General features: G+C 58.1%; 20 protein-coding genes. 14 read left to right on the plus strand and 6 right to left on the minus strand.

Going from position 1 to position 21,215, the window contains the following annotated elements:
• Positions 1 to 204: 204 nt before the first annotated feature.
• Entirely contained in the window at positions 205 to 651 is a 447-nt protein-coding gene (locus tag ACH2ED_RS12230) for an STAS domain-containing protein (RefSeq protein ID WP_395091396.1), read from the minus strand.
• A gap of 211 nt (positions 652 to 862) precedes the next feature.
• Between ACH2ED_RS12230 and ACH2ED_RS12235 the strand changes: the two genes are divergently transcribed.
• The 7 genes from ACH2ED_RS12235 to ACH2ED_RS12265 all read left to right on the plus strand — a co-directional run bounded on the left by ACH2ED_RS12235 (position 863) and on the right by ACH2ED_RS12265 (position 9,799).
• On the plus strand, positions 863 to 2,098 hold the full coding sequence (locus ACH2ED_RS12235; protein ID WP_395091398.1) for a hypothetical protein: 1,236 nt from the start codon (positions 863 to 865) through the stop codon (positions 2,096 to 2,098).
• Between the two features lie 307 nt (positions 2,099 to 2,405).
• Positions 2,406 to 3,314: a prepilin-type N-terminal cleavage/methylation domain-containing protein gene (locus ACH2ED_RS12240; protein ID WP_395091399.1), complete on the plus strand. Its 909-nt coding sequence runs from the start codon at positions 2,406 to 2,408 to the stop codon at positions 3,312 to 3,314.
• Between the two features lie 170 nt (positions 3,315 to 3,484).
• Positions 3,485 to 4,372 carry a DUF1559 domain-containing protein gene (locus ACH2ED_RS12245; RefSeq protein WP_395091400.1) on the plus strand — a complete coding sequence of 296 codons (888 nt, stop codon included), beginning with the start codon at positions 3,485 to 3,487 and terminating at the stop codon, positions 4,370 to 4,372.
• A gap of 84 nt (positions 4,373 to 4,456) precedes the next feature.
• Entirely contained in the window at positions 4,457 to 5,056 is a 600-nt protein-coding gene (locus ACH2ED_RS12250) for an adenylate kinase family protein (protein ID WP_395091401.1), read from the plus strand.
• Complete coding sequence (locus tag ACH2ED_RS12255) at positions 5,057 to 5,995, plus strand: NADPH:quinone reductase (RefSeq protein WP_395091403.1); 939 nt, start codon at positions 5,057 to 5,059, stop codon at positions 5,993 to 5,995.
• A gap of 125 nt (positions 5,996 to 6,120) precedes the next feature.
• Positions 6,121 to 9,045, plus strand: coding sequence for a hypothetical protein (locus ACH2ED_RS12260; RefSeq protein ID WP_395091404.1), 2,925 nt, complete (start codon positions 6,121 to 6,123; stop codon positions 9,043 to 9,045).
• A gap of 151 nt (positions 9,046 to 9,196) precedes the next feature.
• A complete protein-coding gene (locus tag ACH2ED_RS12265) occupies positions 9,197 to 9,799 on the plus strand; it encodes a response regulator transcription factor (RefSeq protein WP_395091406.1) in 603 nt (200 codons plus the stop codon).
• A gap of 9 nt (positions 9,800 to 9,808) precedes the next feature.
• Here ACH2ED_RS12265 and ACH2ED_RS12270 read toward each other — a convergent pair whose 3' ends face one another.
• Positions 9,809 to 10,819, minus strand: a complete 1,011-nt coding sequence (locus tag ACH2ED_RS12270) for a Gfo/Idh/MocA family protein (protein WP_395091408.1) — start codon at positions 10,817 to 10,819, stop codon at positions 9,809 to 9,811.
• Between the two features lie 64 nt (positions 10,820 to 10,883).
• Between ACH2ED_RS12270 and ACH2ED_RS12275 the strand changes: the two genes are divergently transcribed.
• A complete protein-coding gene (locus ACH2ED_RS12275; RefSeq protein WP_395091409.1) occupies positions 10,884 to 12,884 on the plus strand; it encodes an alpha-L-rhamnosidase C-terminal domain-containing protein in 2,001 nt (666 codons plus the stop codon).
• A 7-nt stretch (positions 12,885 to 12,891) separates the two neighbouring features.
• Here the strand turns inward: ACH2ED_RS12275 and ACH2ED_RS12280 are convergent, their stop codons facing one another.
• Positions 12,892 to 13,308 carry a GNAT family N-acetyltransferase gene (locus ACH2ED_RS12280; protein WP_395091411.1) on the minus strand — a complete coding sequence of 139 codons (417 nt, stop codon included), beginning with the start codon at positions 13,306 to 13,308 and terminating at the stop codon, positions 12,892 to 12,894.
• 322 nt (positions 13,309 to 13,630) lie between these two features.
• Between ACH2ED_RS12280 and ACH2ED_RS12285 the strand changes: the two genes are divergently transcribed.
• Positions 13,631 to 14,635, plus strand: a complete 1,005-nt coding sequence (locus ACH2ED_RS12285) for a tetratricopeptide repeat protein (RefSeq protein ID WP_395091413.1) — start codon at positions 13,631 to 13,633, stop codon at positions 14,633 to 14,635.
• Here the strand turns inward: ACH2ED_RS12285 and ACH2ED_RS12290 are convergent.
• Both ACH2ED_RS12290 and ACH2ED_RS12295 read right to left on the minus strand, forming a co-directional pair.
• Entirely contained in the window at positions 14,586 to 15,437 is an 852-nt protein-coding gene (locus ACH2ED_RS12290; RefSeq protein WP_395091414.1) for a PHP domain-containing protein, read from the minus strand. The genes ACH2ED_RS12285 and ACH2ED_RS12290 overlap by 50 nt on opposite strands.
• Positions 15,438 to 15,458: 21 nt before the next feature.
• Positions 15,459 to 16,361 (minus strand): RNA polymerase sigma factor RpoD/SigA, encoded by a 903-nt coding sequence (locus ACH2ED_RS12295; RefSeq protein WP_395091416.1) that lies wholly within the window; start codon positions 16,359 to 16,361, stop codon positions 15,459 to 15,461.
• Positions 16,362 to 16,516: 155 nt separating this feature from the next.
• On the opposite strand from ACH2ED_RS12295, the gene xerA reads away from it, so the two are divergent.
• The 4 genes from xerA to ACH2ED_RS12315 all read left to right on the plus strand — a co-directional run bounded on the left by xerA (position 16,517) and on the right by ACH2ED_RS12315 (position 18,883).
• Positions 16,517 to 17,446: a site-specific tyrosine recombinase/integron integrase gene (gene xerA / locus ACH2ED_RS12300; RefSeq protein ID WP_395091417.1), complete on the plus strand. Its 930-nt coding sequence runs from the start codon at positions 16,517 to 16,519 to the stop codon at positions 17,444 to 17,446.
• Complete coding sequence (locus tag ACH2ED_RS12305) at positions 17,406 to 17,963, plus strand: 5-formyltetrahydrofolate cyclo-ligase (RefSeq protein ID WP_395091419.1); 558 nt, start codon at positions 17,406 to 17,408, stop codon at positions 17,961 to 17,963. The genes xerA and ACH2ED_RS12305 overlap by 41 nt, the downstream gene beginning before the upstream one ends.
• Positions 17,964 to 18,027: 64 nt before the next feature.
• On the plus strand, positions 18,028 to 18,504 hold the full coding sequence (locus tag ACH2ED_RS12310) for a DUF1963 domain-containing protein (protein WP_395091421.1): 477 nt from the start codon (positions 18,028 to 18,030) through the stop codon (positions 18,502 to 18,504).
• A 118-nt stretch (positions 18,505 to 18,622) separates the two neighbouring features.
• A complete protein-coding gene (locus ACH2ED_RS12315) occupies positions 18,623 to 18,883 on the plus strand; it encodes a hypothetical protein (RefSeq protein WP_395091423.1) in 261 nt (86 codons plus the stop codon).
• A 192-nt stretch (positions 18,884 to 19,075) separates the two neighbouring features.
• Here the strand turns inward: ACH2ED_RS12315 and ACH2ED_RS12320 are convergent, their stop codons facing one another.
• On the minus strand, positions 19,076 to 20,503 hold the full coding sequence (locus ACH2ED_RS12320) for a Gfo/Idh/MocA family protein (RefSeq protein WP_395091424.1): 1,428 nt from the start codon (positions 20,501 to 20,503) through the stop codon (positions 19,076 to 19,078).
• Between the two features lie 78 nt (positions 20,504 to 20,581).
• Here ACH2ED_RS12320 and ACH2ED_RS12325 point away from each other — a divergent pair, with 78 nt between their 5' ends.
• Positions 20,582 to 21,097, plus strand: coding sequence for a VanZ family protein (locus ACH2ED_RS12325; RefSeq protein ID WP_395091425.1), 516 nt, complete (start codon positions 20,582 to 20,584; stop codon positions 21,095 to 21,097).
• Positions 21,098 to 21,215 lie beyond the last annotated feature (118 nt).

Consider the following 21,215-nt stretch of genomic DNA (forward strand, 5'->3'; position numbering starts at 1 on the left):
GCTCGATGTCGCCGGGGCGTGGGCCAAAACCAAGACGGTTCAACACATGGACAATGCGCTGCTCCTCAGTGAGCGGCTTATCCGCACTAAGCACCGGGGCGGCGATCCCCAGCGTCAGTGCTAGTGCAAAACAAAGTGTCGGGATTTTCATACCCCTGTGGACGTTAATAAAGCACTCAGGTTCACCCGTACTGCGTTACCCCGTTACGCGAGGAGGAGCTTGCGGGCAATCACTTCGCCACTCAGCTCAGGGGCTTCCATCAGGCGATCCAGCCCCGTCTCTAAAAAGAGACTCTTCAGTTCCTCGGAGGCGATGACATGGCAGGGGACTTTCATCAGCATAGCGACACGCGCCAGGGTCACCAGGGTCGCAATTCCTGTCGCTTCGACAAGCTGAATAGGTGTCAGATCCAGAATCAGCCGTCGGGGACGCTCTCCCAGAGCACTGAAGACGGCATCCCGAAATGAGAGAACCGTATTCAAGTCGAGACGCCCCTGCACTCTCAGTGTTAGGCTCCTATCCGGACGCCAGCTCTGGCTCACGGAGAGAAGGTGCGCGGGCACCTGGGCGGTGGGCCGTCCCCGACGCGGTGCTGAGAAAACCGGACGTGATTCGCCCGTTTCCGCATCATAAAAAATAGGCTCGTTCATAACTCAAGGCAGGAGAGCAACATTAATGCCTTTACGTAAGAAACGCCCGGAAATACCGTGTCCTCACGGGGGAAATACCGTAAAGGCGACAGGTCAACTGTGACATAAAGATCACAAACCGCACACTTTACCAACTCCGCACCGAAAAATCGGCGCGGGGCTTTTTTTTTGATTTCCGGAATCTGCCAGGGTGAGTTGGTAGAATGGCTCCATGGAAAACAACACGCAACCCAAAACCCTCACCCGAGGCGGCTTTCTGACAGCACTGGTGCTCTCGGTGACTAGCGCAGTAGGCATCCTCCAAGGGTGCAGCGGTAGCAGTAGCCCCACGCACCGTAGTGAGTATGTGGGAACCTGGGAGACCCGTGCCACGAATAGTGTGGGCTTAGTCTTATTTTTTACCCTAAGCGGGTACTCGGCACGAACTCCTGTAAACCATAGCGGCGAATGGAGTCTCGGCTCGGATGGCAAGCTCACACTAACGGGACGCAACTCGGACAGCACTCCGGTCTCCTTCACCATGACGGTCACAACAATCAATGACACGACGCTGGAAGTGGAATTACCGGATGGTACGAACGTTGAGTACACCAAAGTTGCAGTGGCAGGCCCTACTCCTACGCCAACGCCCACACCAATACCAACGCCAACGCCCACACCAATACCAACGCCAACACCTCGGCCCATTATCAAGAAAGTCTTCGCCTTCACGGGGAGGGTGCAGAGCTTTTTGGTACCTGCCGGTGTCACGTCGGTCACGGTCAAGATGTGGGGAGCAGGCGGCGCGTCTGCCGGAGGGTCAGGAGCCTTCGTCAGTGGCACTCTAGCTGTCACGCCGGGAGAGACGCTGGACTTTTACGTGGGCCAAGGCGGTCTGTCTGCGCCCCTGGGAACCACGTCGCTGGCGGCCTTCGGGAATGGAGGAACGGGGACGTCCCCGTTTACTACGGGTGGAGCTCACCAATCGGGCGGTGGTGGTGGACACACGGTGATTGCCCGTGGCACCACGGATGTCGTGGTTGTCGGTGCCGGTGGGGGCGGAAGCGAGTCCGTCGGCGGCGGCGGCGGCCTAGCAACAGGTTTGAGTAATCCGATCGGCTTGAACGAAGGCCAGGGAGGCACCCAGAGCGCGGGGGGAGCCGGACGAGGAACAGGACAACCGGGAGGCAGTCTCTTCGGCGGAAACGGCGGCGGCGGCGGCGGCGGCGCGGGCTACTTTGGCGGCGGCGGCGGCGGTACCCCTAGCTCCCCTGGGGGCGGCGGCGGCGGCTCGTCGCTCACGACTCCTCTGACCAGTTTTGTGGGCGCGACGGGTGCCAACGGCGGCAGCATCAGTACTGCCCCCGGCGGCGCGGCTGACAGCGACTATGTGGCGGGAGTCGGGGTGGGCGGGGCCTACAACCAGCCTGGCGGAAATGGCTACGTCGTTATCTCCTACCTAGGATAATAAATCGGCCCCGCGTCAGTCATCGGCCCCGCGTCAGTCACTTGGGCGCGGGGCTTTTCTCCGTAATTATGCTCTCTATTTCGAGCGAGTTTCCCCTCCGTTCAATAATTCTTGACAAGAACCTTTTTGCAGGTTAAACTGTCGCAATAGTCGGGATGGCATCTTAAATGCCTCTCAAGAACGAGACACACAGTTTGGGCTCAAAGGAGGGTCAACGGGTCGTCTTGTGCGTATCCGCTTTCACGAATTTGACATAGCTGGATTATCATCAATCCAGCGCACTTTGTTTATGCCAGAGAGGATAGTTATGTCTCATCAAATCAATCACTCGGGGAACAACCGCCGAGTCTTTACGCTCATCGAGCTTCTCGTCGTCATCGCGATCATCGCGATTCTCGCCGCCATTCTCTTCCCTGTTTTTGCTCAGGCGCGTGACAAGGCACGCTCCGTGGCTTGCTTGTCCAACACTAAACAGCTTGCTCTGGGGGTGATTCAGTACGCTCAGGACTACGACGAAACTCTGCCGGTGGCGGGCTACAACGCCCAGTGCCGTGGACGCTGGCAGTGGCAGATCTATCCCTATGTGAAGAACGAGCAAGTCTTTACCTGCCCCAATATCTCACAACGCCCCTGGTTAGCGGCGGTCAGTAACCAGGCTGGATGCTCCAATGGTGCCGGTGGCACCGTAACGCTGAGTTTAGGCCGAAATGACAAAGGCGGCTACGGCTGGAACTACGGCCTCCAGGCAGCGTCCAATGGCGCGACGGGCGCAGTGCTGGATACGGCTCCTGGCTACTCTCTGGCTACCATTGCCAAGCACGCCGATACCGTCATTATTGGCGAGACCGGCTTTGTCCAAAACATCGCCGCGGGCTCCGGTTGGGCGATGTTGGCCTGGGATCCCCGAATCCCAGGCTCCGGTACCTTCGCTCAGCCCGGCCTGTTTGCACAGGGCCGCCACAACACCGAGCAGACCGTCACGATGCAGACCATGCCGGTTCCGGTCAAGGGGCGTTTGAACTGTGTCTTCCTGGATGGTCATGCCAAGAATCTCAACCTGGGACAGCTTTTTGAAGTTGCGCCTGTGATCAACGGAGTAGCGGTTGAGGATGGGGCGACTCTTGTCAATGAGAATGGAGTGGCAACCGCAACTCCAGGAACCGTTTTCAGCCATGTTCAGCCACATATTCGCTTCCGACTGCTCAATATTGACTAGGATTTAGTGATCCCAAAGTCCGCTCATTTTTTCTGACGAAGAGAAAATGGGTGGATTTTTTTGGATGAATTATTAAATAATATTTATGTAGCATGCGCAGGAAGGATAGCTGTAGAATAGGTGACCTTCCCATGGTGGGAAGAGTTCCCTTATTGTTAAGGAAATCTAAAATGCAACGTCGAGCTTTTACCCTTATTGAACTTCTTGTCGTGATCGCGATCATTGCGATTCTCGCCGCTATTCTCTTTCCCGTTTTCGCGCAGGCTCGTGACAAGGCACGCTCCGTGGCTTGCTTGTCCAACACCAAACAGCTTGCTCTTGGGGTGATGCAGTACGCCCAGGACTACGACGAAACTCTGCCGGTGGCGGGCTACAACGCTCAGTGCCGTGGACGCTGGCAGTGGCAGATCTATCCGTATGTGAAGAACCAGCAGGTCTTTACCTGCCCTAATATCTCTCAGCAACCCTGGTTGGCAACGACCAACAATAACTACACCTGCCCTGCCAGTGGCTCTCGCCCGGCAATGACGGGTCTTGTGGTTGGTCAAAACGACAAGGGCGGTTATGGTTGGAACTACGCTCTTCACGGCGACTCGGGTGATCTCACCGGAGCAGTGCTAGACTCAGCACCCGGTTACTCCCTCGCGTCGATCAACAAGCATGCGGATACGGTGATTATTGGCGAAACGGGGTTTGTTGGAACGACCAGTAATACATCGGGGTGGGCGATGATGGCCTGGGATCCGCGCAATACGGGTTCTGCTGGCTTTACGCAGCCTGGCTTGTTTGCCCAAGGTCGGCACAATACCGAACTCACTGTCACGATGCAAACGATGCCGGTTCCTGTCAAGGGGCGTTTGAACTGTGTCTTCCTGGATGGTCACGCTAAGAACCTAGCGATCAGCCAGCTCTTTGAGAAAGCCCCCAATGTCAACGGGGTCGCCGTTGAGGATGGGATTCCGCTGGTTAACGAAGATGGGGTCGCAACCTATGCACAGGGCACGTGTGTGAACTGTGTCCGTTCGCATAACTACTACAAGCTCCTGAACCGCGACTAATCTCGCACGTTCCGAAGCAGTGGCCCACCCTCGCAGCGCGTGAGGGTGGGCTAATTTTTTATCGAGAGGTACAATACTCGCGTTATGCCACAACGCTACCGTACTATTTTACTCTTTGGTCGCCCTGGCTCCGGGAAGGGCACGATTGGCAAAGTTCTGGGAGCTGTGCCGGGCTTCTTTCACATGGCCTGCGGCGACACGTTTCGCACGCTGGATCTCTCGACCGAACTCGGGAAGATCTTTGCCGACTACTCCTCGCGCGGAGAGCTGGTGCCCGACGAGTCCACGGTGAAGCTCTGGAAAGTGACCTGCAATGCCCAGGTGGACACGCACCGCTACCGCCCCGACTCAGATCTGCTGATTCTCGATGGCATTCCACGAAACCTAGAACAGGCAAAGCTCATGGAGGAGTACATTCAGGTAGAGCGTGTCTTTCACTTGGTCTGCACCGACGAAGCCGAGATGATGGCCCGTCTGCGCCGCCGTGCGCTCCGTGAGAACCGCTTCGATGACGCCTCCGAGGACGTGATTCGCCACCGCTGGCAGGTCTACACCGACGAGACACGCCCGGTACTGAACTTCTATGCCCCGGAAAAGATCGAGCGCGTGGACGCGATGGGCTCGCCCGCGAAAGTCATCCACGATATTCTCGGGCGTATGATGGGCTGGGGACTGATCAAGTAGATGCAAGCGATACGTTTCCATCAGTTTGGCGGGCCAGAAGTACTTCAGCTCGACGAGATCCCTGCCCCCGTACCAGGACCGGGTGAGGTTTTGATTACTGTCAAGGCGAGTGGAGTCAACCCCGTGGACACCTACATTCGTGCGGGTGTTTATGGTGAGCGGCCGCTGCCCTTCACGCCCGGCCTCGATCCCGCCGGAGTGGTCAAAGCCGTGGGCACGGGAGTCACAGGCATATCGCTCGGGCAGCGGGTCTATGCCGCTGGGGTGAAAACCGGAGCTTACGCTGAAAAATGCCTCGCCGACGCCAGCTTAGTTTTCCCCTTGCCTGATCCAATCTCGTTTGCACAGGCGGCGGGTATCAATGTCCCCTACACCACCGCCTACAGGGCGCTCGTTGGGCGGGCGCAGGGCAAGGCCGGGGAGCGCGTGCTCGTGCACGGCGCATCGGGTGGTGTCGGGATTGCGGCCTGTCAGCTCGCACGGGCAATGGGTCTGCACGTCACGGGCACGGCGAGTACGTCCGAGGGCAGAGCACTGATTCTGCGTGAGGGCGCACACACGGCACTGGATCACACGCAAGAGGGCTACTTAGAGGGCCAGAGCTTCGACATGATTATCGAGATGCTCGCCAACGTGAACCTCGCTCGGGATTTAACGGCGCTAAATCGCTACGGGCGCGTGGTCATTATCGGCAATCGCGGAACTGTCGAGATCAACCCACGTGAGACAATGAGCCGCGATGCGGCGATTCTAGGCATGACTCTCTTCAATGTGCCGCCTGTGGAGCTGCAAAGTATTCATGCCGCGCTCTATGCGGGGCTTGAGAACGGGACACTACGTCCGGTAGTGGGGCAGGAGTTCGCGCTGCCCAACGCAGCGGCGGCTCAGATCGCAGTGATGGCACCGGGCAAGCTGGGAAAGATTGTGCTGGTAGTGTAGCCACCAAAAACATCCGCTCTCTCTAAGAGACTGTATAAACCAACCTCTTCTCCTCTGAGCCCTCTCACTATTTTGTGTGGGAGGGCTTTTGTTTTTTGCTGAGATTCTCACAATTAGGAGGAGTGATGCAACAGAATCCAAAAATTTCCACTAGTGATGAGAACGAATGGCCCAGTGGGCACCGCGTGGTTCTCTACGCCGACTCGGAAGAGCAGTTAGATGCTGGAGAGCAGCTAGCGCTCTTGCAGAATATGATCCAGCACTACGGCGGGCAAGTGTACTCGCACACGGGCGTGGCCGTGATCGCAGCCTTTGAACGCACGCAGGATGCCAGCGAGCTTGCGGCGGATTTCCAGCAGAGGAGGCGCACACAAGCGGGCCTGTCCTCTGTGCGAATTGGGATTCACTGGCTAGGCGACAGCCTTTTGACACGCCCAGAAGACCTGAGTCTTGCCTCGCGCATTGCGTGGCTGGCGGAGGGGGGACAGGTGCTGCTCTCGGAGACGGCAAAGGCGGCGCTCTGTGGCACGGCGGAACCAACGCTCGCCCTGCACTGCTGGCCGCGCCGACGGTTGATCAGGGGAGCTTCTGCTGAGGATCTCTACGAGCTGCTCTATCCAGGGCGCACGCCAAAAGAGCCTGGGGGACGCTTCTTTTTATTGGCTGGGGGCATTACGGGCGCACAGGAGCGGTATGTGGTGCGCAAGAGCAAAGAGGATGAGGTCTTGCAGGCGCTCCTGTCGGAGGACGCCACGGCAGGGCGGGTGGTCGTCCTTCTGGGCTCTAGTGGTGCTGGCAAGACACGGCTGGCAGTGCGCTGCGCAGTGGATCTTGCCGGGTTGCTAAAACAAAACGTTTACTTTGTCGCGATTAATTCACTGGCGGCGGCTCTGCTGGATGGAGTGGCGAGTAGGCTCGGGGAGCGAATTGGGCTAAACAATGCGGACCGTGATCCTGCGGGGGTGCTGGCATGGGCAGCGCGTACCGAAGCCATCCTGGTTCTAGATCACGATGAGCTGGTGGTGAGTGCGGCTGTACGAAATTTTATCGAAGATCTCGTGCGGCCCGGTAAAGTGCGGGTGCTTCTTACCTCAAGAAGTACCGTCAGCACAGCGAGTACAGCGGCGCTTCCGGAGTGGGGCCAGGAGATATCGCTCCAGCAAGGAATGGAGCCGGACGAGGCGGAGCAGCTTTTTGTCGAAACGGTGCAGCGGCAAGTAACGGGCTGGCGTGTGCCGGAGCCGCGCCAGCACTTTGAGGAGGTTCTTGCGCTGACGAGCTCGCTCCCACTCTGCATCGAGCTTGTCGCCGCGCAAGTTACGACGGAGACACTTAAAGAAATCGCTGAGTCTTTAGGGGACGCTAGTGCGACGGGCGATGAGAGCGTGCTACAGCACTGTCTGAGCAGGGTGTGGCGGAATCTACAGAAGGTGGACCAGGAGACACTGCGCCTCTGTGGGCTTTTTGCCGCTCGAAGTGGGCTTTCCACTCTCACGCGCATCGCGGAAAATGAGAAGGGGGCTGTCTTAAGCTCCCTCACTCGACTGGGCAGTGCCGGACTCGTCCAAACCGATGCCGTCACGGGGGAGTTTACTCTGCATCCGAGCATTCTCCGCTATGCCAGAACACGCCTGGAAGAGCGTACCGACCACGCCCTGCTGACCGCACGATTCGTTCGTACCTACCGAGCTATTCTGCCCGGTGATGGAAATAGCCTTCTTCCGGAACAAGCTATGATCTTGCTGAAAGAATGGGAGAATTTATTGCAAGCGCACCACTATGCCGTGCTTGCAAAAGATTTCAAGGCGGCAATGCACTTTCAGCAGCTCAGTGTCGTTGCTCTCAAACACGGCAAGCTGACGGACTTCATTGGTCTTGTTGAAGCCACAAACACCCTCACACGGATTCCTGAGTTTGCGCTACGCGATAATGCCGACCAGTGGCAAGCAACACTTCAGAACACGCTCGGAATGGCGTACAGCAACTTACCCTCGGGTGATCGCGATACGAATCTCCGGGCTGCGACGGTTTGCTACGAAGCCGCACTGCGTGTCTATACGAAGGAGCGGTACCCCAAAGACTGGGCGATGACGCAGAACAACCTGGGCCTAGCCTACCGTAACTTGTCCTCTGGGGATCGAGACACGAATGTACGGGCCGCCATTGACTGCTACGAGTCCGCACTCAAGGTCTATACGGAAGAGCGGTTCCTAATGGACTGGGCCATGACGCAAAATAACCTAGGGCTTGCGTACTGCAACCTACCCTCAGGGGATCGTGATGCGAATCTGCGTGCGGCGATCGGGTTTTTCCGGGCTGCCCTAGGGGTTCGTACTGAGGAGCACTTCCCGATGGACTGGGCCATGGTACAGAACAACCTGGGCGAGGCCCTCCAGAAGCTACCCTCGGGGGATCGTGATACAAATCTGCGTGCGGCGATCGCCTGCTTCGAGTGCGCATTGAAGATCTACACGCACCAGCAGTTCCCGACTGACTGGGCTCTAACACAAAATAAGCTAGGCAATGCGTACAACGAACTGGTATCTAATAATCGCGATGCCAATGTTCGTTTTGCCATTGGTTGCTACGAATCCGCACTGAAAGTCTATATGGAGGAGCAATTTCCGACGGAATGGGATCTGACACAGGATCATCTTGGCACTGCCTACAGTAACCTACTCTCGGGAAATCGTCTTACTAACCTTCAAGCGGCTATGGCTTGTTATGAGGCTGCACTGCGAGTTCGAACGAAGACGAGGTTTCCTGTTGATTGGGCAACTACACTCTTCAACAGGGCACTACTTGAGAAAGAGTGTGGGCTAGATGAGCAGGCATGGACTCATATGAAGCAGGCATGGCAAGTATTCGTAGATTATGGAATTCAGATGAATATCGAGCAAGCTGAGCGCTCTTTGAGGGCTTGGACGAAGCCAAAAACTCTGTTTTTAGGACGTCGTTTTCTGCCTTTAGGGATAGTAATAGCCGTTCTTATTAGTATTGTTAGTGTCGTTTGGATGCTAGGGAAATTGATTGCGAGGGTGTTTCACTAGCATATTTAGCTCTCGGCTAGGGAAGATATTAATTTATTTTGGGAACTGTCATAATGTTTAAGTCGCTTTAGCGTATGTGATGAAATTTACAGCTAATATGATGGTGATTGCATGTCCGCCAGAAAGTGCATCTAGCGCTCTCGTATCGTCTTTGAAGGAACTTGGTACACAGGTACTGGTAGTGACCGATGGCCTGAAGGCTTTTGAACTTGCACAGCAGAGTGGGGTCGAGCTGATTGTCTTGGTGGAACCACTGCCTGTCCTCTCTGGTTCTTCTGTCTGTAGTGCATTGCGTGAGGCGCACGTTACCGCTCCCATTCTCCTGTTGTGCTCGCCGGAAACGCTCGCCGTTGGCCTTGATGCGGGTGCGGATTCCGCGTTACCAGGGGAGAGTGAAGACGAGGTGGTACGGGCACAAATCCATGCGCTCCTGCGGCGAGTGGCGCTGGATCGTAGCCCGCTGCGTATCGCAGATCTCTCCCTCGACACAAATACCCGTCGCGCGGAGCGAGCCGGGAAGATGATTCTGCTCTCCGCTACGGAGTACACACTCCTAGAGCTACTGATGCGTCGTGCGGGGCGAGTGGTTTCCCGTGAGGAGATTATGGAGCATGTCTGGCTGGGGGAGAGTCGGGTTAGCGATAACGTGCTGGATGTCTATGTGAGCTATCTGCGCACCAAAGTGGACAGAGACTTTCCCGTCGCCCTGATCCGCACGGTACGCAGTCAGGGCTACATGATCGTCGCCAGTTGAAACTGGCAGCTACAAGCGAACCCAGCGGCTCTCTTTCGCGCCCTGGTAGATCGCTTCCATCACTTGGTTGCGGTACGCCGCCTCAGATGCCCCCACCAAGGGGGCATCGTCGCTCTTGCCACACACCCGATCCAGAAACGAGTCCAGCCCGGCAGGAATCGCGCCGGGTAGCTCCGCAGTACGTACGGGTTGGCTGCCGTCCATCGTGGGGACGTGCTTGCTCTGAAAGTAGAGCTTGTCCTGGATAATGGCCGCGTGGCCCTCGGTTCCGGAGACCAGCAGACGCACCGGGTCCGCAATATCGTCCCAGGCGGCGGCCAGGGTCGCGATGACGCCATTTTTAAAGCGCAGCATGCCCTCGCCGGTCTCATCGCAGCCTTCGTAGCGTGCCGTGCCGCTGTCGAGCTGGCCGGTTGCCTGTGCCACGGGGCCAAAGAGCCAGAGCAAAATATCTAAAACGTGCGTGCCCAGATCACCAAAGCCGCCGCATCCGGCAATGCTCGGATCAGCCATCCAGCGCCACTCGCCGTCGAACCAGCCGCCCAGTGCGCCGCTGTGGCAGTTGCTCATCCGGGCGCGGGTGATCTTGCCAAAGTTCCCCTTCTCGATCTGCTCTTTGACAAAGCGCAGCTTGGCATCGCCCCGGGAGAAATAGCCCGTGGAAAAGAGCACACCTGCGCTCTCAATTGCCTCGGCCATGGCTTTGGCATCGGCTCCTGAAAACCCTAGAGGCTTCTCCACAAAGACATGCTTACCCGCCGCCGCAATCAGGGGCACGATAGCTTTGTGCCGGTCCGTCTCGGTGCAGACAATCACCGCAGCGATCTCAGTGTCGGCTAAAATCGCCTCCAGACTGCCTTCGACCACGGATCCCGGAAGCTCTGCGGCGCGCCTGCCGGCGCGCTCTAGGTCATGATCCCAGACATACTTCACGTGGACACTGTCGGTGCGGCGGTTGATATTATGGATAAAGCCGGGCGTGTGGATATGAGCACACCCGATAAAGGCTAGATTTGTCATAGGGCTTGATTCAAGATGAACCCGACAGATTCCTGCCGAGCGTAGGGCAGGTACAATAGCCACTATGTCCAGTACGCCTTTTGGCCTCACAGTGTCCTACCTCGCCTATCCGGAGCGCACGACACTTACCGATCCCAGGCCCGTGTTTTCGTGGTGCATCGAAGACGGCATACAGAGTGCCTACCAGTTGCAGGTGTTTGCCGAGAGCGGGCAAGTGCTCTGGGACAGCGGGCAGGTGGCCTCGGCGCGGTCTATTGGTGTGCGCTACGGGGGCAGTGGGCTCTTTTCCAACCAGAAGTTCACCTGGAAAGTGCGTGTCTGGCGTGCGGAGAGCAGCCGGGGCAGTGCGTGGAGCAAGCCACAGGGGTTTGCCACCGGGCGCGTCGGGACCAGTCCGTTTCCCCTGCCCAAGAATGACATTTGGGAGAATCGCAACCCTCTGGAGCTGACTGAGATCGAGCCCGAGCGGATTGTCAAGCGCGGTGACGGCACCTATTTTGTGGATTTTGGCCGGGCGTGGTTCGGGACACTCTACTTGCGAGGCCCGGCGGCAGCGCGAGTGATCATTCACTTTGGCGAGAAGCTAGCCACAAAAAACAGTGTTGACCGAAAGCCACCTGGCAGTGTCTGCTACCGCACCACGGAGACGCTACTCTCCGCGCGGGAGCGCGTTCTGGTGCCGACGCCCAAGGCTCCCTTTTCCCCAGGAGCCCGGCGCGGTGCGGTCTTGATCCCGCCGGGCTACGATGAAGTCCTGCCATTCCGAGCGATTGAAGTCGAGGGCTGGCCGGGGGAGCTGAAGAAGGAGCACGTTCGGCTGCATGCTCTCCATAGCACCTTCGACGATAAAGCCGCTGCTTTTTCCTGCTCCGATCCGACACTTGAAGCCGTCTGGAAGCTCTGTCAGCACACTTTTAAGGCCACCAGTTTTTTAGGCGTTTCGATTGACGGTGAGCGCGAGCGGACTCCCTACGAGGCCGATGCCTATATCGCCCAGCTTGGGCACTGTCATGTGGAGCGGGACTGGGCCCTTTACCGCTGGACTCTGGAGTATCTGCTCACCTACAGTACCTGGCCGACCGAGTGGGCGCACCACTTAATTCTCATGGCCGAGGCCGACTGGGAGTTCACGGGCGATACCACGTTCGCCAACCGCCTCTGGGAGCGCCTAGAGCGCAAGCTGCTACGCCCGAAAGCCCGCCCTGATGGATTGCTGGTCGCGGGCGCTATTGTAGACTGGCCACAAGCGGAGCGCGATGGCTTTGGGGGAGGCGTGCAGGCAACCGACAATCGCCAGATGGCCGGGCCGATGGTCAATAGTGTCGCCAATGCTTTCTACTGGCACGCCCTGATGGGAATGGCTCGCCTGGCAAAGGCCCTTGGGAAACTTGGCATGGACTATGAACAAGAGGCGGAGCGTGTTCGGAAAGCCTATCTCACGGTATTTCTCGATCCCGATCAGGGCGTTTTTAGAGACGGTGAGGGCAGCACGCACGCCTCGCTCCATGCCAATCTTTTTCCGCTGGCCTTCGGTCTGGTTCCTGATGCCAATGTGCCCACCGTGCTCGCCCTGGTCAAGAGCAAGGGCATGGCCTGTAGTGTCTACGCGGCGCAGTATCTTCTTGAGGCGCTCTTTGCAGAGGGTGAGGCTGAAGCGGCGATTAAGCTGATGCTCGCGCCCGGGGATCGCTCGTGGCGGCACATGCTGGAGATGGGGGCGACCATGACGGCGGAGGCATGGGATGCGAAATACAAGCCGAACCTCACCTTCAGCCACGCTTGGGGAGCCGCGCCCGCCAATCTGATTCCCCGTGGTCTTTTTGGTCTGGAGCCTCTGGAGGCGGGCTATGGAAAGGTCGCCCTCAAGCCACAAGCAGGCGGACTCGCATGGGCCAAGCTTACCGTCCCGACGATTCGTGGCCCGCTCAAACTCGCCTTCGACACCCGGCGTGGCGGCTTCGTCTTCGAAGTCGAGCTGCCGGGAAACGTCACCGCCGACGTCATGCTTCCGGGTGAAAAAACACCACGGGTTCTAGGCTCTGGCAAGCACCAGCTCCGTACGTGAATTGAATTTAGTCTGGGGACTGTAGCGCGAATCTCAGGGAGGCGGCATTTGTGCTGTCGCTAGTAATCGGCTCGGTTTGCTGCATGCCAACTTTTTCCAGCACCCGCTTTGCTGCAAGGTTCTCGGGTTGGCACTCGGCAAAGAGGCACTGCATGTTTTGCTGCTCGAAGCCGTAGCGAAGCAGTGCTCGGACTGCCTCTGTGGCGTAGCCCTGGCCCCAGTAGTCTTGGTTGAGGGTGAAGGCAACGCCAGCGTGGGTAGGACTGTCGCGCTCCGGCCCGAGGTGACAGTGGCCGATGAGCTGGCCACCGGCTCGCAGCGTAATCGCAAAGCTATAGGGGAGAGCTTCGGAGTAGGCGGGGCCGTCGGTGCTCTCGAAGGGCCGAAGGAAAAGCCGCTTTGTCGGTATCGTCGTCAGTGACATGAAAAAACTATACCATGATGTCGGGGTGCCGCGTTAGATCCTTTGCGTTTTGCCCCACGGTATTTGGGTGCTTCACCGGTGCCCCTCTCCCGTTTCCGGTGGTGAGCCACACGACCCGGCGCGGGCTTGGCTCTTTGGAATCGCCCGGCATAAAGTCGCTGATCACTGGCGCCTCCATAGCCACTGCCTTCTCCTCTCAAAGAACCTAACCGAGACCGTCAGGTCGCTGCTTGGAATGATCAGCGCTGGGCTGACTTGACTGAGTCCTGAGGAATAGGCGGGTTTTGGGAACGTTCCCGCTCGGTGTTTCGTAGACAAGTATATGGTGCAAATCCGAGTGTGGAGCGCGGTGCTGGTTCTGGGGGGCTGTGTGTGGGGCTGCAATGCCGTGCCCCTTACTGCATCGCTCTGGAGTGAAGCGGAGCGGCGTGAGGAGGCAGCGAGCTACTTTAACCAGGGAGTGCGTGCACAAACCGACGGAGATGGGGAGCAGGCGGATCGCTTGCTGGATCTGGCGGTGTTGCTCCACGACGATGATGGCGAGGGAGCTTTCTACGTGGCGAAGCGCTTACTGGATGCGGTAAAGCCAGACACGGCGGTGCTTCTTCTGGAAAAGGCGACGCAGGAGCCAGGACAGGGTAACAACCCGCTTCTCTACGGCGTTTTGGCACGGGCCTACACCATGCATGGGCAGGAAAAAGATACTGTGGAGCACTGCCGAAAAAAAGCAGAGGAACTGGTACGTGCTGCTCAGGCGCTTCTGGGCAAACCGGCCTCCCCAAGCCAACAAGATCGCGAAGGAAATGTTCGCCTGATGCTCTCTGCGGGGCGCTACTGTTCGGAGTTCGAGGGAGATACCGACAGTGCCATTGCCCTGCTGCGGGGAGCTGTGGCACTGGGTGACCCCAATCAGCCGACCCGAGCAGACGCGCGCGCCCGGAGTTTTCTGGGACTCACTCTGGCACGGAATCCGGGAGCGGCGAAGGGGGCTGACGAAGCCTCTAACCTAACTTTGCAAGCGGCACAGTATGATCCGATGAACCCGGATTTATTGTTAGCCCATGGAGCTGCCCTGCTCCACGAGGGAGATTTTTCCGGAGCGCAGCGGGTGCTTCGGGAAGCGACGGATCTCGACCCCAACAATGCCGAGCTACACTACTTGCTCGGAAAAACCTACGCGCGGCAGCAGCTTTTTGCAAAAGCGGCACTAGAGCTAGATCGGGCACTGATTCTTCAGCCCCAGTACGATCTAGCAGTGCAGGAGCGTAAGCGCCTGCCTAAGCCGTTGCCAGTGCCAGCAAGCGCGTCGGAAGAAGACTTCTACTAAGGGGTTGACCGTCGCGAACAATCCCTAGTGGGACATGCAGCTTATTGGCACCGTGAAAATCTGAGCCACCCGTCACCAGTAGATTTAGCTTCTCCGCGAGCCTCAGAAAGCGTGCTTCGTCGGCGGGGCTGTAGCTGGAGTAGTACGCCTCGATTCCATCAAGACCCAGTGCCTGGAGTGCCCGGAAGCGCGTCTCATACGTCTCGTGAGCGGCGAGCCGAAGCAGACCCGGGTGGGCCAGAAAACAGAGCCCCCCGGCATCGTGAACGAGGGCTATGGCATCGGCGGGCGAGAGGGTCTCTTTGGTAATGTAGGCGGCGGAATCATCGCCCAGGAACCGCGTAAAAGCCTCACGTGTGTCGGCGACGGTGCCTGAGGCGACGAGTGCAGCGGCAAAGTGCGGTCGGCCTAGATTTGCCCCGTCGGGTGCTACCGCCAGAACGTCGTTCATGGTGATTGCGACTCCCAGGGCATTGAGGCGGGTGATCATCTTCTCATTGCGCTGGCGGCGGTGCTCCGAGAGCTGGGAGAGTGTTTCGTTGAGGCGTACGTGGCGAGGATTGATCCCTAGGCCAAGCAAGTGACACTTTCCCGGGGTACCCTCTGCGGAGAGCTCCACCCCGGGCAAGAAGCTCATCTGAAGCCGTGTCGCTACGGTTTGCGCCTCCGCGACACCGGCCGTTGTGTCGTGGTCGGTGACGGCCAGAAGCGAGATGCCAAGAGCGTGCGCAGCCGTCACCAGCTCGGTCGGGGTCAGAGTGCCATCGGAGGCGGTGGTATGGGTGTGCAGATCTGCGGTCAAACTTACGCCTGAGGCCAAAATTTACGCCTGGAATAGCTCTTTGAGGCGGCCTTTACGGGCTTCCAGTCGGAGCTTGCGCAGTGCCTGTGCCTCGATCTGACGCACACGCTCACGGCTGATGCAGAGTTCCTCCCCGATCTGCGAGAGAACACAGCCCTCGTCGCCATCGAAGCCAAAGCGGCGGCGCATGACGATCCGCTCGCGCTCATCCAGAGCGTTCAGAACATCCTCTAGGGTGGCACGAACCTCACTACTGAGCAGATAGTCCTGTGGATCTAGCGCGTTCTTGTCGGTGAGCAACGCACCGAGGGGAGTATTTTCTTCATCGCCCACGGGAAGATCCAGCGAGATCGGATCCTGTGTCGTGTTCATCAGCGCTAAAACTTTGCGCACGGGCATCCCGGCACGGTCCGCGAGTAGCTCGGTACTAGGATCCTGGCCCAGCTCACGTCGTAGCTCGCTCCGAACACGCTCCAGCTTACGCAGGGACTCGGAGATATGGGCGGGAATGCGGATAGACTTGCTTTTGTTGTCTACAGCACGGCCAATCGCCTGCCGGATCCACTGGGTGGCATAGGTAGAGAAGCGAAACCCACGGGTGGGATCGTAGCGCTCCGCTGCCGTCATGAGCCCGATTGCACCCTCTTGCACCAGATCTTCAAAGGGAATCCCCGACGAGCGGTAGGCCTTTGCGATAGAGACAACAAGCCGCATATTGGCTTCAACCAGAGTCGCACGGGCCCGTGTGCCTTCTAGTCCACCCAGCCCGATCTTATTGGCTAAGCGAATCTCTTCCTCATGGGTAAGCAAACCCGCACGTGTTAGCCGGGTAACATAGGACTGACCATCGTCATGAAAGCCAAGTGTCTCAGGTGCTTTCACTCGTCCAACGACGGTACTGGTGCGCACTCTACTCTGTGGCATAATCGCCATCGTCTGCCTGTCCTCCCTCACTAGTTCCACCAAATGAAAGGAATCCAAATCGGCTCCGTGAGCCACCTGGAAATTCGGCACCTACGCCGGGTATTCCTTCTTTGCTCTTGCTAAGTTCCCATTTTTTTTGTAAGACAGGAAAAGAAATGTTTGTCTCCTCTGAAACACTGCGCGACGGCTTCCTGGAACACCTACGCCACGTCCGTCGTGCCTCGCCTCACACTGTTCATGCCTACGCAGAAGACCTACGCCAGTTTTGTGCCTGGCTGGAAGAAAAAGCGCTGTCAGATCTGAGAGTGCTCACTCCCGCAGAGGTACGCCGCTACATTGCGTCCCTCACGACGGAGCGAAATCTGGCAAAAACAACAGTGGCTCGTAAGGCGGCCTCCCTGCGCACGTTCTTTCGTTATCTCCAGCGTCAGGCCGTGGTAGCCCACTCACCCGCGCAGGAACTCCAGACCCCAAAACGTCCACGACCGCTCCCCAAAGCCCTCGCGGAAGAAATGGTCGCAACCCTGCTCGCCTTCCCCGACCCGGCCCGGCCCGAGGGCATCCGCGATCGAGCGATCCTTGAGACACTCTATGCCACGGGCTTGCGTGCCAGTGAGGTGGTCGCACTCGATACCACCGACTTGGCTTTAGAGGCGAATGGGGAGGGAGAAATCCGTGTGCGCCACGGTAAAGGTGGCAAGGAACGCCTGGCACTTCTCGGAAAGCCCGCTGTCGCCGTCTTGGAGCACTATCTTGGCACAGCACGCCCTGCACTGTCACAAGGCAAGTCCACTGCTGCGCTTTTTCTGAATCGCTTTGGAGAGCGTCTTTCAGACCGGGCAGTGCGGCGGCTCTTTGACCGCGCTTGTAGCAGTGTGTCGGTAGCGCACAAGATCACGCCCCACACCCTGCGCCACAGCTTTGCCACCCATCTTCTCGATCACGGCGCCGACCTGCGTGTTGTCCAGGAACTTCTTGGCCACGCCGATCTTTCGACGACGCAGATCTACACCCATGTGAGTGGCACGCGCTTGAAGGAAGTCTATGACAGAACCCATCCCCTCGCTCAAAAACAGCAAGACTGAGTGGCGCACGTGGGCATTGGCAGAGCGCCGAGCCCTCGATCTGCCCGCGCTTTCTGCGGCTCTCCAAGAAGCACTTGCCCCGGAGCTCGCCACCGCGCAGCACACTCTGCTCTACGCCGCCACCGAGGAGGAGCTGGATGTTCTAGGGCTGGCATCCCTCACCGCTAAGAGGGGATGTTATTTGCCGCGCTGCGCCCCGAAGCGCCGCCTGGCGATCCATGCCTACCCGTGTTCGTTAGTTTTGAGCCGTTTCGGTATTTGGGAACCTGAGGAGACACTGCCTGAAGTCTCTCCGGAAATCCTCGATCTGGTGCTGGTACCCGCGCTCGTCCTGGATCGGCGTGGCTATCGCCTGGGCTACGGCGGCGGCTACTACGACCGTTTCCTGCCGCGTCTGCGCCCGAACTGTCGGACGATTGGTGTCGCCCCGTTTCTGGTGGACGAGCTGCCCACCGATCCGTGGGACGTACCGGTGGGCGGCGTTTGTGATCCGGGCGATATGTTTTCGGGCGGCTAAAGCGGCCCGCTGTTGCGGCAAGACCCATGAATGGGCCTGGGGAGGGTTGTTGTATAATTTGGGCATGGCGCAGGTTACCAAAGAGATGTTGCGGGAGCGATTTTTTCAGGCGGGGCTGGAGCCGTTCTGGCCACAGATTGAGCGCGTTTTGCGGCCCGCGATTGCGGTGAAATCGTCGCGCTGTTCAGATGCATTGTTGTCTGTCGGAGCTTCTAAGCGCGGGGGCGCACCCGATTTGCCTGCCGATTTTGTCTGGCCCGAGCGGGAGGGCAAGCCCTGTGCATTCTATTGTCAGATCAATCTTGCACAGGCGACTCGGTTTGGTGTTGAGGAGCTTCTCCCGAAGAGAGGACTTCTATCTTTCTTTACTCCCGAGGAGTCGGGCCTTGGCGTGCTTAATGGTGAACCCGTGTATTTTTTGCCTGATGTTGCATTAGAGCGGCGCGGGGAGTGCGAGCTGGCAGAGCACATATCCTTCGCTTATACCTGGTCAATGCCAGACCATCAGTCGTCGGGGAAGCTGGATTTTCTGGGGGATTAAGACGGAAGCGGCGCTGGCATTTGAGCGAGTCTCAGATGTTCTATTTGGCTGGAAGGGTGAGGGAGCCTGGACAGAGAACCCCGATCCTCTCCATGCCTGCGCGGAGACCTGCGATCACTTGCTTGGTCATGCTGACGACTACCAAGGCGATCATGAGCCACAGTGTGAACTGGTCTATCAGGGAATCGTACAGGGCTTCTATCAGAATCGCCCCGATAACTACATGGCACTTTGTCACTCCGTGGAGCAACAAGCCTATGACGACTGGGTATGTCTGCTAAAAAAAGACGATGGAGTCTTTACACTCAACTGGCATATTCGCCGGGATGATCTGGCGCGGCAAGATTTTTCAAAGACGATCCTGGTAGCAGTGAACTGATTGCGGATCGAACTGCATGAAGCGACGAAGCAGGCTTTCATCACCTCCGAGGGCCATCTTCTGAGAGCAGAAATCCCGACGTGGAAGGGCCTCCCTGATTGCCCTCTCTGTTGTTGCCCTCTCCCCCTGCCCCTCTCCCAAAAAGGCCGAGGCACGAGGACGTTGGGAGAAGGGGCGGGGGGATGAGGGCAACTACGCCTTAGGCAGCGCCCAGCCCTTGCGGTACTCGCGCTGGTAGCTCAGGTTCTGCATCGCCTTGGGCTCGTTGGTAACCACTTCCTTTGCGCCGTCCCAGTGCAAGACGCTGCTGGCCTGGTAGGCGAGGTTGGCTAAGTGGCAGACCGTGGTGGTCTTGTGCATCGAGGCGATATTAGAGCGCGTGATACCGCGCGACTTGTGGCATGCGATCAGCTCCCCGACATGCGCGGGGAGACCCGACATCTTCTGGCCCATGTCAATCGGGGCGGGCTTCTCCACGGGATTGCCAGCCGCATCGAAGATAGACCAGCCGTTGCGATCCAATAAGACACTGCCGTTGCTCCCCAGAAACAGTGCGCCGTGGCTGCGTCCGGTGAGGCCGCTCTCTGGCTGCCCGTTGATCCCGGCCTTCTGATTGCCCACATGCACCTCCCACTGGAGCATCCAGCCCGGGAACTCCAGCAAGGTGATCTGTGTGTCAGGGGTCGTGCGGTCGTCGTCAGCACCGACAAAGAACTTGCCGCCTAGGCTCATCACTTTGGTGGGCATCACAAAGTCATCGGTGGGGTTCATGGCCTGGAGGATATTATCCATCATGTGCACCCCCCAGTCGCCGGTCATGCCTCCGGCGAAGTTGAAGTACCAGCGGAACTTGTAGTGGCACCGGTTCTCCTGGTAGGGCACCATTGCGGCGGGCCCGACCCAGAGGTCGTAGTCGAGATCCTTGGGCACGGGCTTCGTGGCCTCCTTGCCCATCACGGCGGCATTCGGGTCCTGCACGCGCCAGGCGCGACAGACATTGATCTTGCCCAGCTTGCCCGATCTGACGTAGGCCACGGCATCAACGTACTGCTGAAGCGAGCGCTGCCAGGTTCCCACCTGTACCACTTGTTTGTGCTTGGCCGCATGGTTGACCATCTGGCGGCCCTCTAGGATATTATGGGAGATAGGCTTTTCCGTGAAGATATCTTTACCCGCCTGCGCGGCGTGGATCGCGACCAGCGCGTGCCAGTGGTCAGGTGTGGCGTTAATGACCAGATCAATGTCCTTGCGTTCTAGAACTTTGCGGTAGTCTTTGATCTGCGCCGCTGTCTGGCTGAGCTTATCGTCCACCGTGAGCGCCGCCTTGCCCATGTGCTTGGCATCGGGGTCACACACGGCGACCACATTGACGTCTTTGCGCGCCATAAATGTATTGAGATTGGACATCCCCTGGCCACCACAGCCGATCAGTGCGATATTGATCTTATCTTGCGGCGACACGCGCGTGGGCAGGAGCGCCTCTTCGCCAAAATCTACACCGTAGTCGTGGGCGGCGCGGCCATTCTGCGCCCCGTAGACCGGCTGCATATCCAGTGCGCCCAGCATTCCCAGGCCAAGCGCTGCGTGGCCTGCTCCAGAGAGCAGCCCACGTCGCGACATCTTTTCATTTTCCATGGGGTTAAGTTCGCAGAAGAAACCGATTTTTCCTTTTTCGGATAGCGGTATACTAAGAAATCTATGCGTCGTTCCCTTTTGAGAGTCATGGTTTATGGGCTGCCCTTGTTGTTATGGATTACTCTCGCAGCACTTGCCGCCACGGAGCTGGGGAGCTACAAGCAGTCCTGGGATATTTTGCAACGGGCAATTGGCTGGCTGGAGCCGGGATTCTACACATCCGATCCCCAGGTTATCTCCATGTACCAGCTCACCCAGATCACGCGCAAACTCGCCCATGTCGTCGTCTATGCCATTCTGGCACTGCTAACCATCCGGCTTTGCCAGGCAGGGCGGCCCCGCCTTCGAGGGCTCTCGCTGATTATGGCAGTGGCTGTCTCAGTGGCATTTCTAGGAATGGAAATCTATCTGCGGCTGAATCAGTCCGAGGGGACACGGCATGTGCGGCTGGAGCAGTTTGTCCTTGACCTGACTGGGGTGGGAGGGGTACTGATAGGGACCCCTCTCTTCTTCGGACTCAAGACACTGGAGCGCTGGTTGCTGGCGGAGAGCCGAAAACCAGAACTCATTGACAGATAAACACTAGTCTGGCCGTACTTACTCATGGTTCGCTCATTTTTTGTGGCGGTAAAACAGATTGCTCTACCAGGCGAATGTACACCCCTGGCAAAGAGTCCAGCAGTTTTAGAATTCGCTC

Source organism: Armatimonas sp., from assembly GCF_043757465.1.
Taxonomy (GTDB): domain Bacteria; phylum Armatimonadota; class Armatimonadia; order Armatimonadales; family Armatimonadaceae; genus Armatimonas.

Coding starts and splice junctions, on each gene's coding strand:
- ACH2ED_RS12230 (WP_395091396.1), bottom strand. CDS start 651: ATGAACGAGCCTATTTTTTATGATGCGGAAACGGGCGAATCACGTCCG.
- ACH2ED_RS12235 (WP_395091398.1), top strand. CDS start 863: ATGGAAAACAACACGCAACCCAAAACCCTCACCCGAGGCGGCTTTCTG.
- ACH2ED_RS12240 (WP_395091399.1), top strand. CDS start 2,406: ATGTCTCATCAAATCAATCACTCGGGGAACAACCGCCGAGTCTTTACG.
- ACH2ED_RS12245 (WP_395091400.1), top strand. CDS start 3,485: ATGCAACGTCGAGCTTTTACCCTTATTGAACTTCTTGTCGTGATCGCG.
- ACH2ED_RS12250 (WP_395091401.1), top strand. CDS start 4,457: ATGCCACAACGCTACCGTACTATTTTACTCTTTGGTCGCCCTGGCTCC.
- ACH2ED_RS12255 (WP_395091403.1), top strand. CDS start 5,057: ATGCAAGCGATACGTTTCCATCAGTTTGGCGGGCCAGAAGTACTTCAG.
- ACH2ED_RS12260 (WP_395091404.1), top strand. CDS start 6,121: ATGCAACAGAATCCAAAAATTTCCACTAGTGATGAGAACGAATGGCCC.
- ACH2ED_RS12270 (WP_395091408.1), bottom strand. CDS start 10,819: ATGACAAATCTAGCCTTTATCGGGTGTGCTCATATCCACACGCCCGGC.
- ACH2ED_RS12275 (WP_395091409.1), top strand. CDS start 10,884: ATGTCCAGTACGCCTTTTGGCCTCACAGTGTCCTACCTCGCCTATCCG.
- ACH2ED_RS12280 (WP_395091411.1), bottom strand. CDS start 13,308: ATGTCACTGACGACGATACCGACAAAGCGGCTTTTCCTTCGGCCCTTC.
- ACH2ED_RS12285 (WP_395091413.1), top strand. CDS start 13,631: ATGGTGCAAATCCGAGTGTGGAGCGCGGTGCTGGTTCTGGGGGGCTGT.
- ACH2ED_RS12295 (WP_395091416.1), bottom strand. CDS start 16,361: ATGCCACAGAGTAGAGTGCGCACCAGTACCGTCGTTGGACGAGTGAAA.
- xerA (WP_395091417.1), top strand. CDS start 16,517: ATGTTTGTCTCCTCTGAAACACTGCGCGACGGCTTCCTGGAACACCTA.
- ACH2ED_RS12305 (WP_395091419.1), top strand. CDS start 17,406: ATGACAGAACCCATCCCCTCGCTCAAAAACAGCAAGACTGAGTGGCGC.
- ACH2ED_RS12310 (WP_395091421.1), top strand. CDS start 18,028: ATGGCGCAGGTTACCAAAGAGATGTTGCGGGAGCGATTTTTTCAGGCG.
- ACH2ED_RS12320 (WP_395091424.1), bottom strand. CDS start 20,503: ATGTCGCGACGTGGGCTGCTCTCTGGAGCAGGCCACGCAGCGCTTGGC.
- ACH2ED_RS12325 (WP_395091425.1), top strand. CDS start 20,582: ATGCGTCGTTCCCTTTTGAGAGTCATGGTTTATGGGCTGCCCTTGTTG.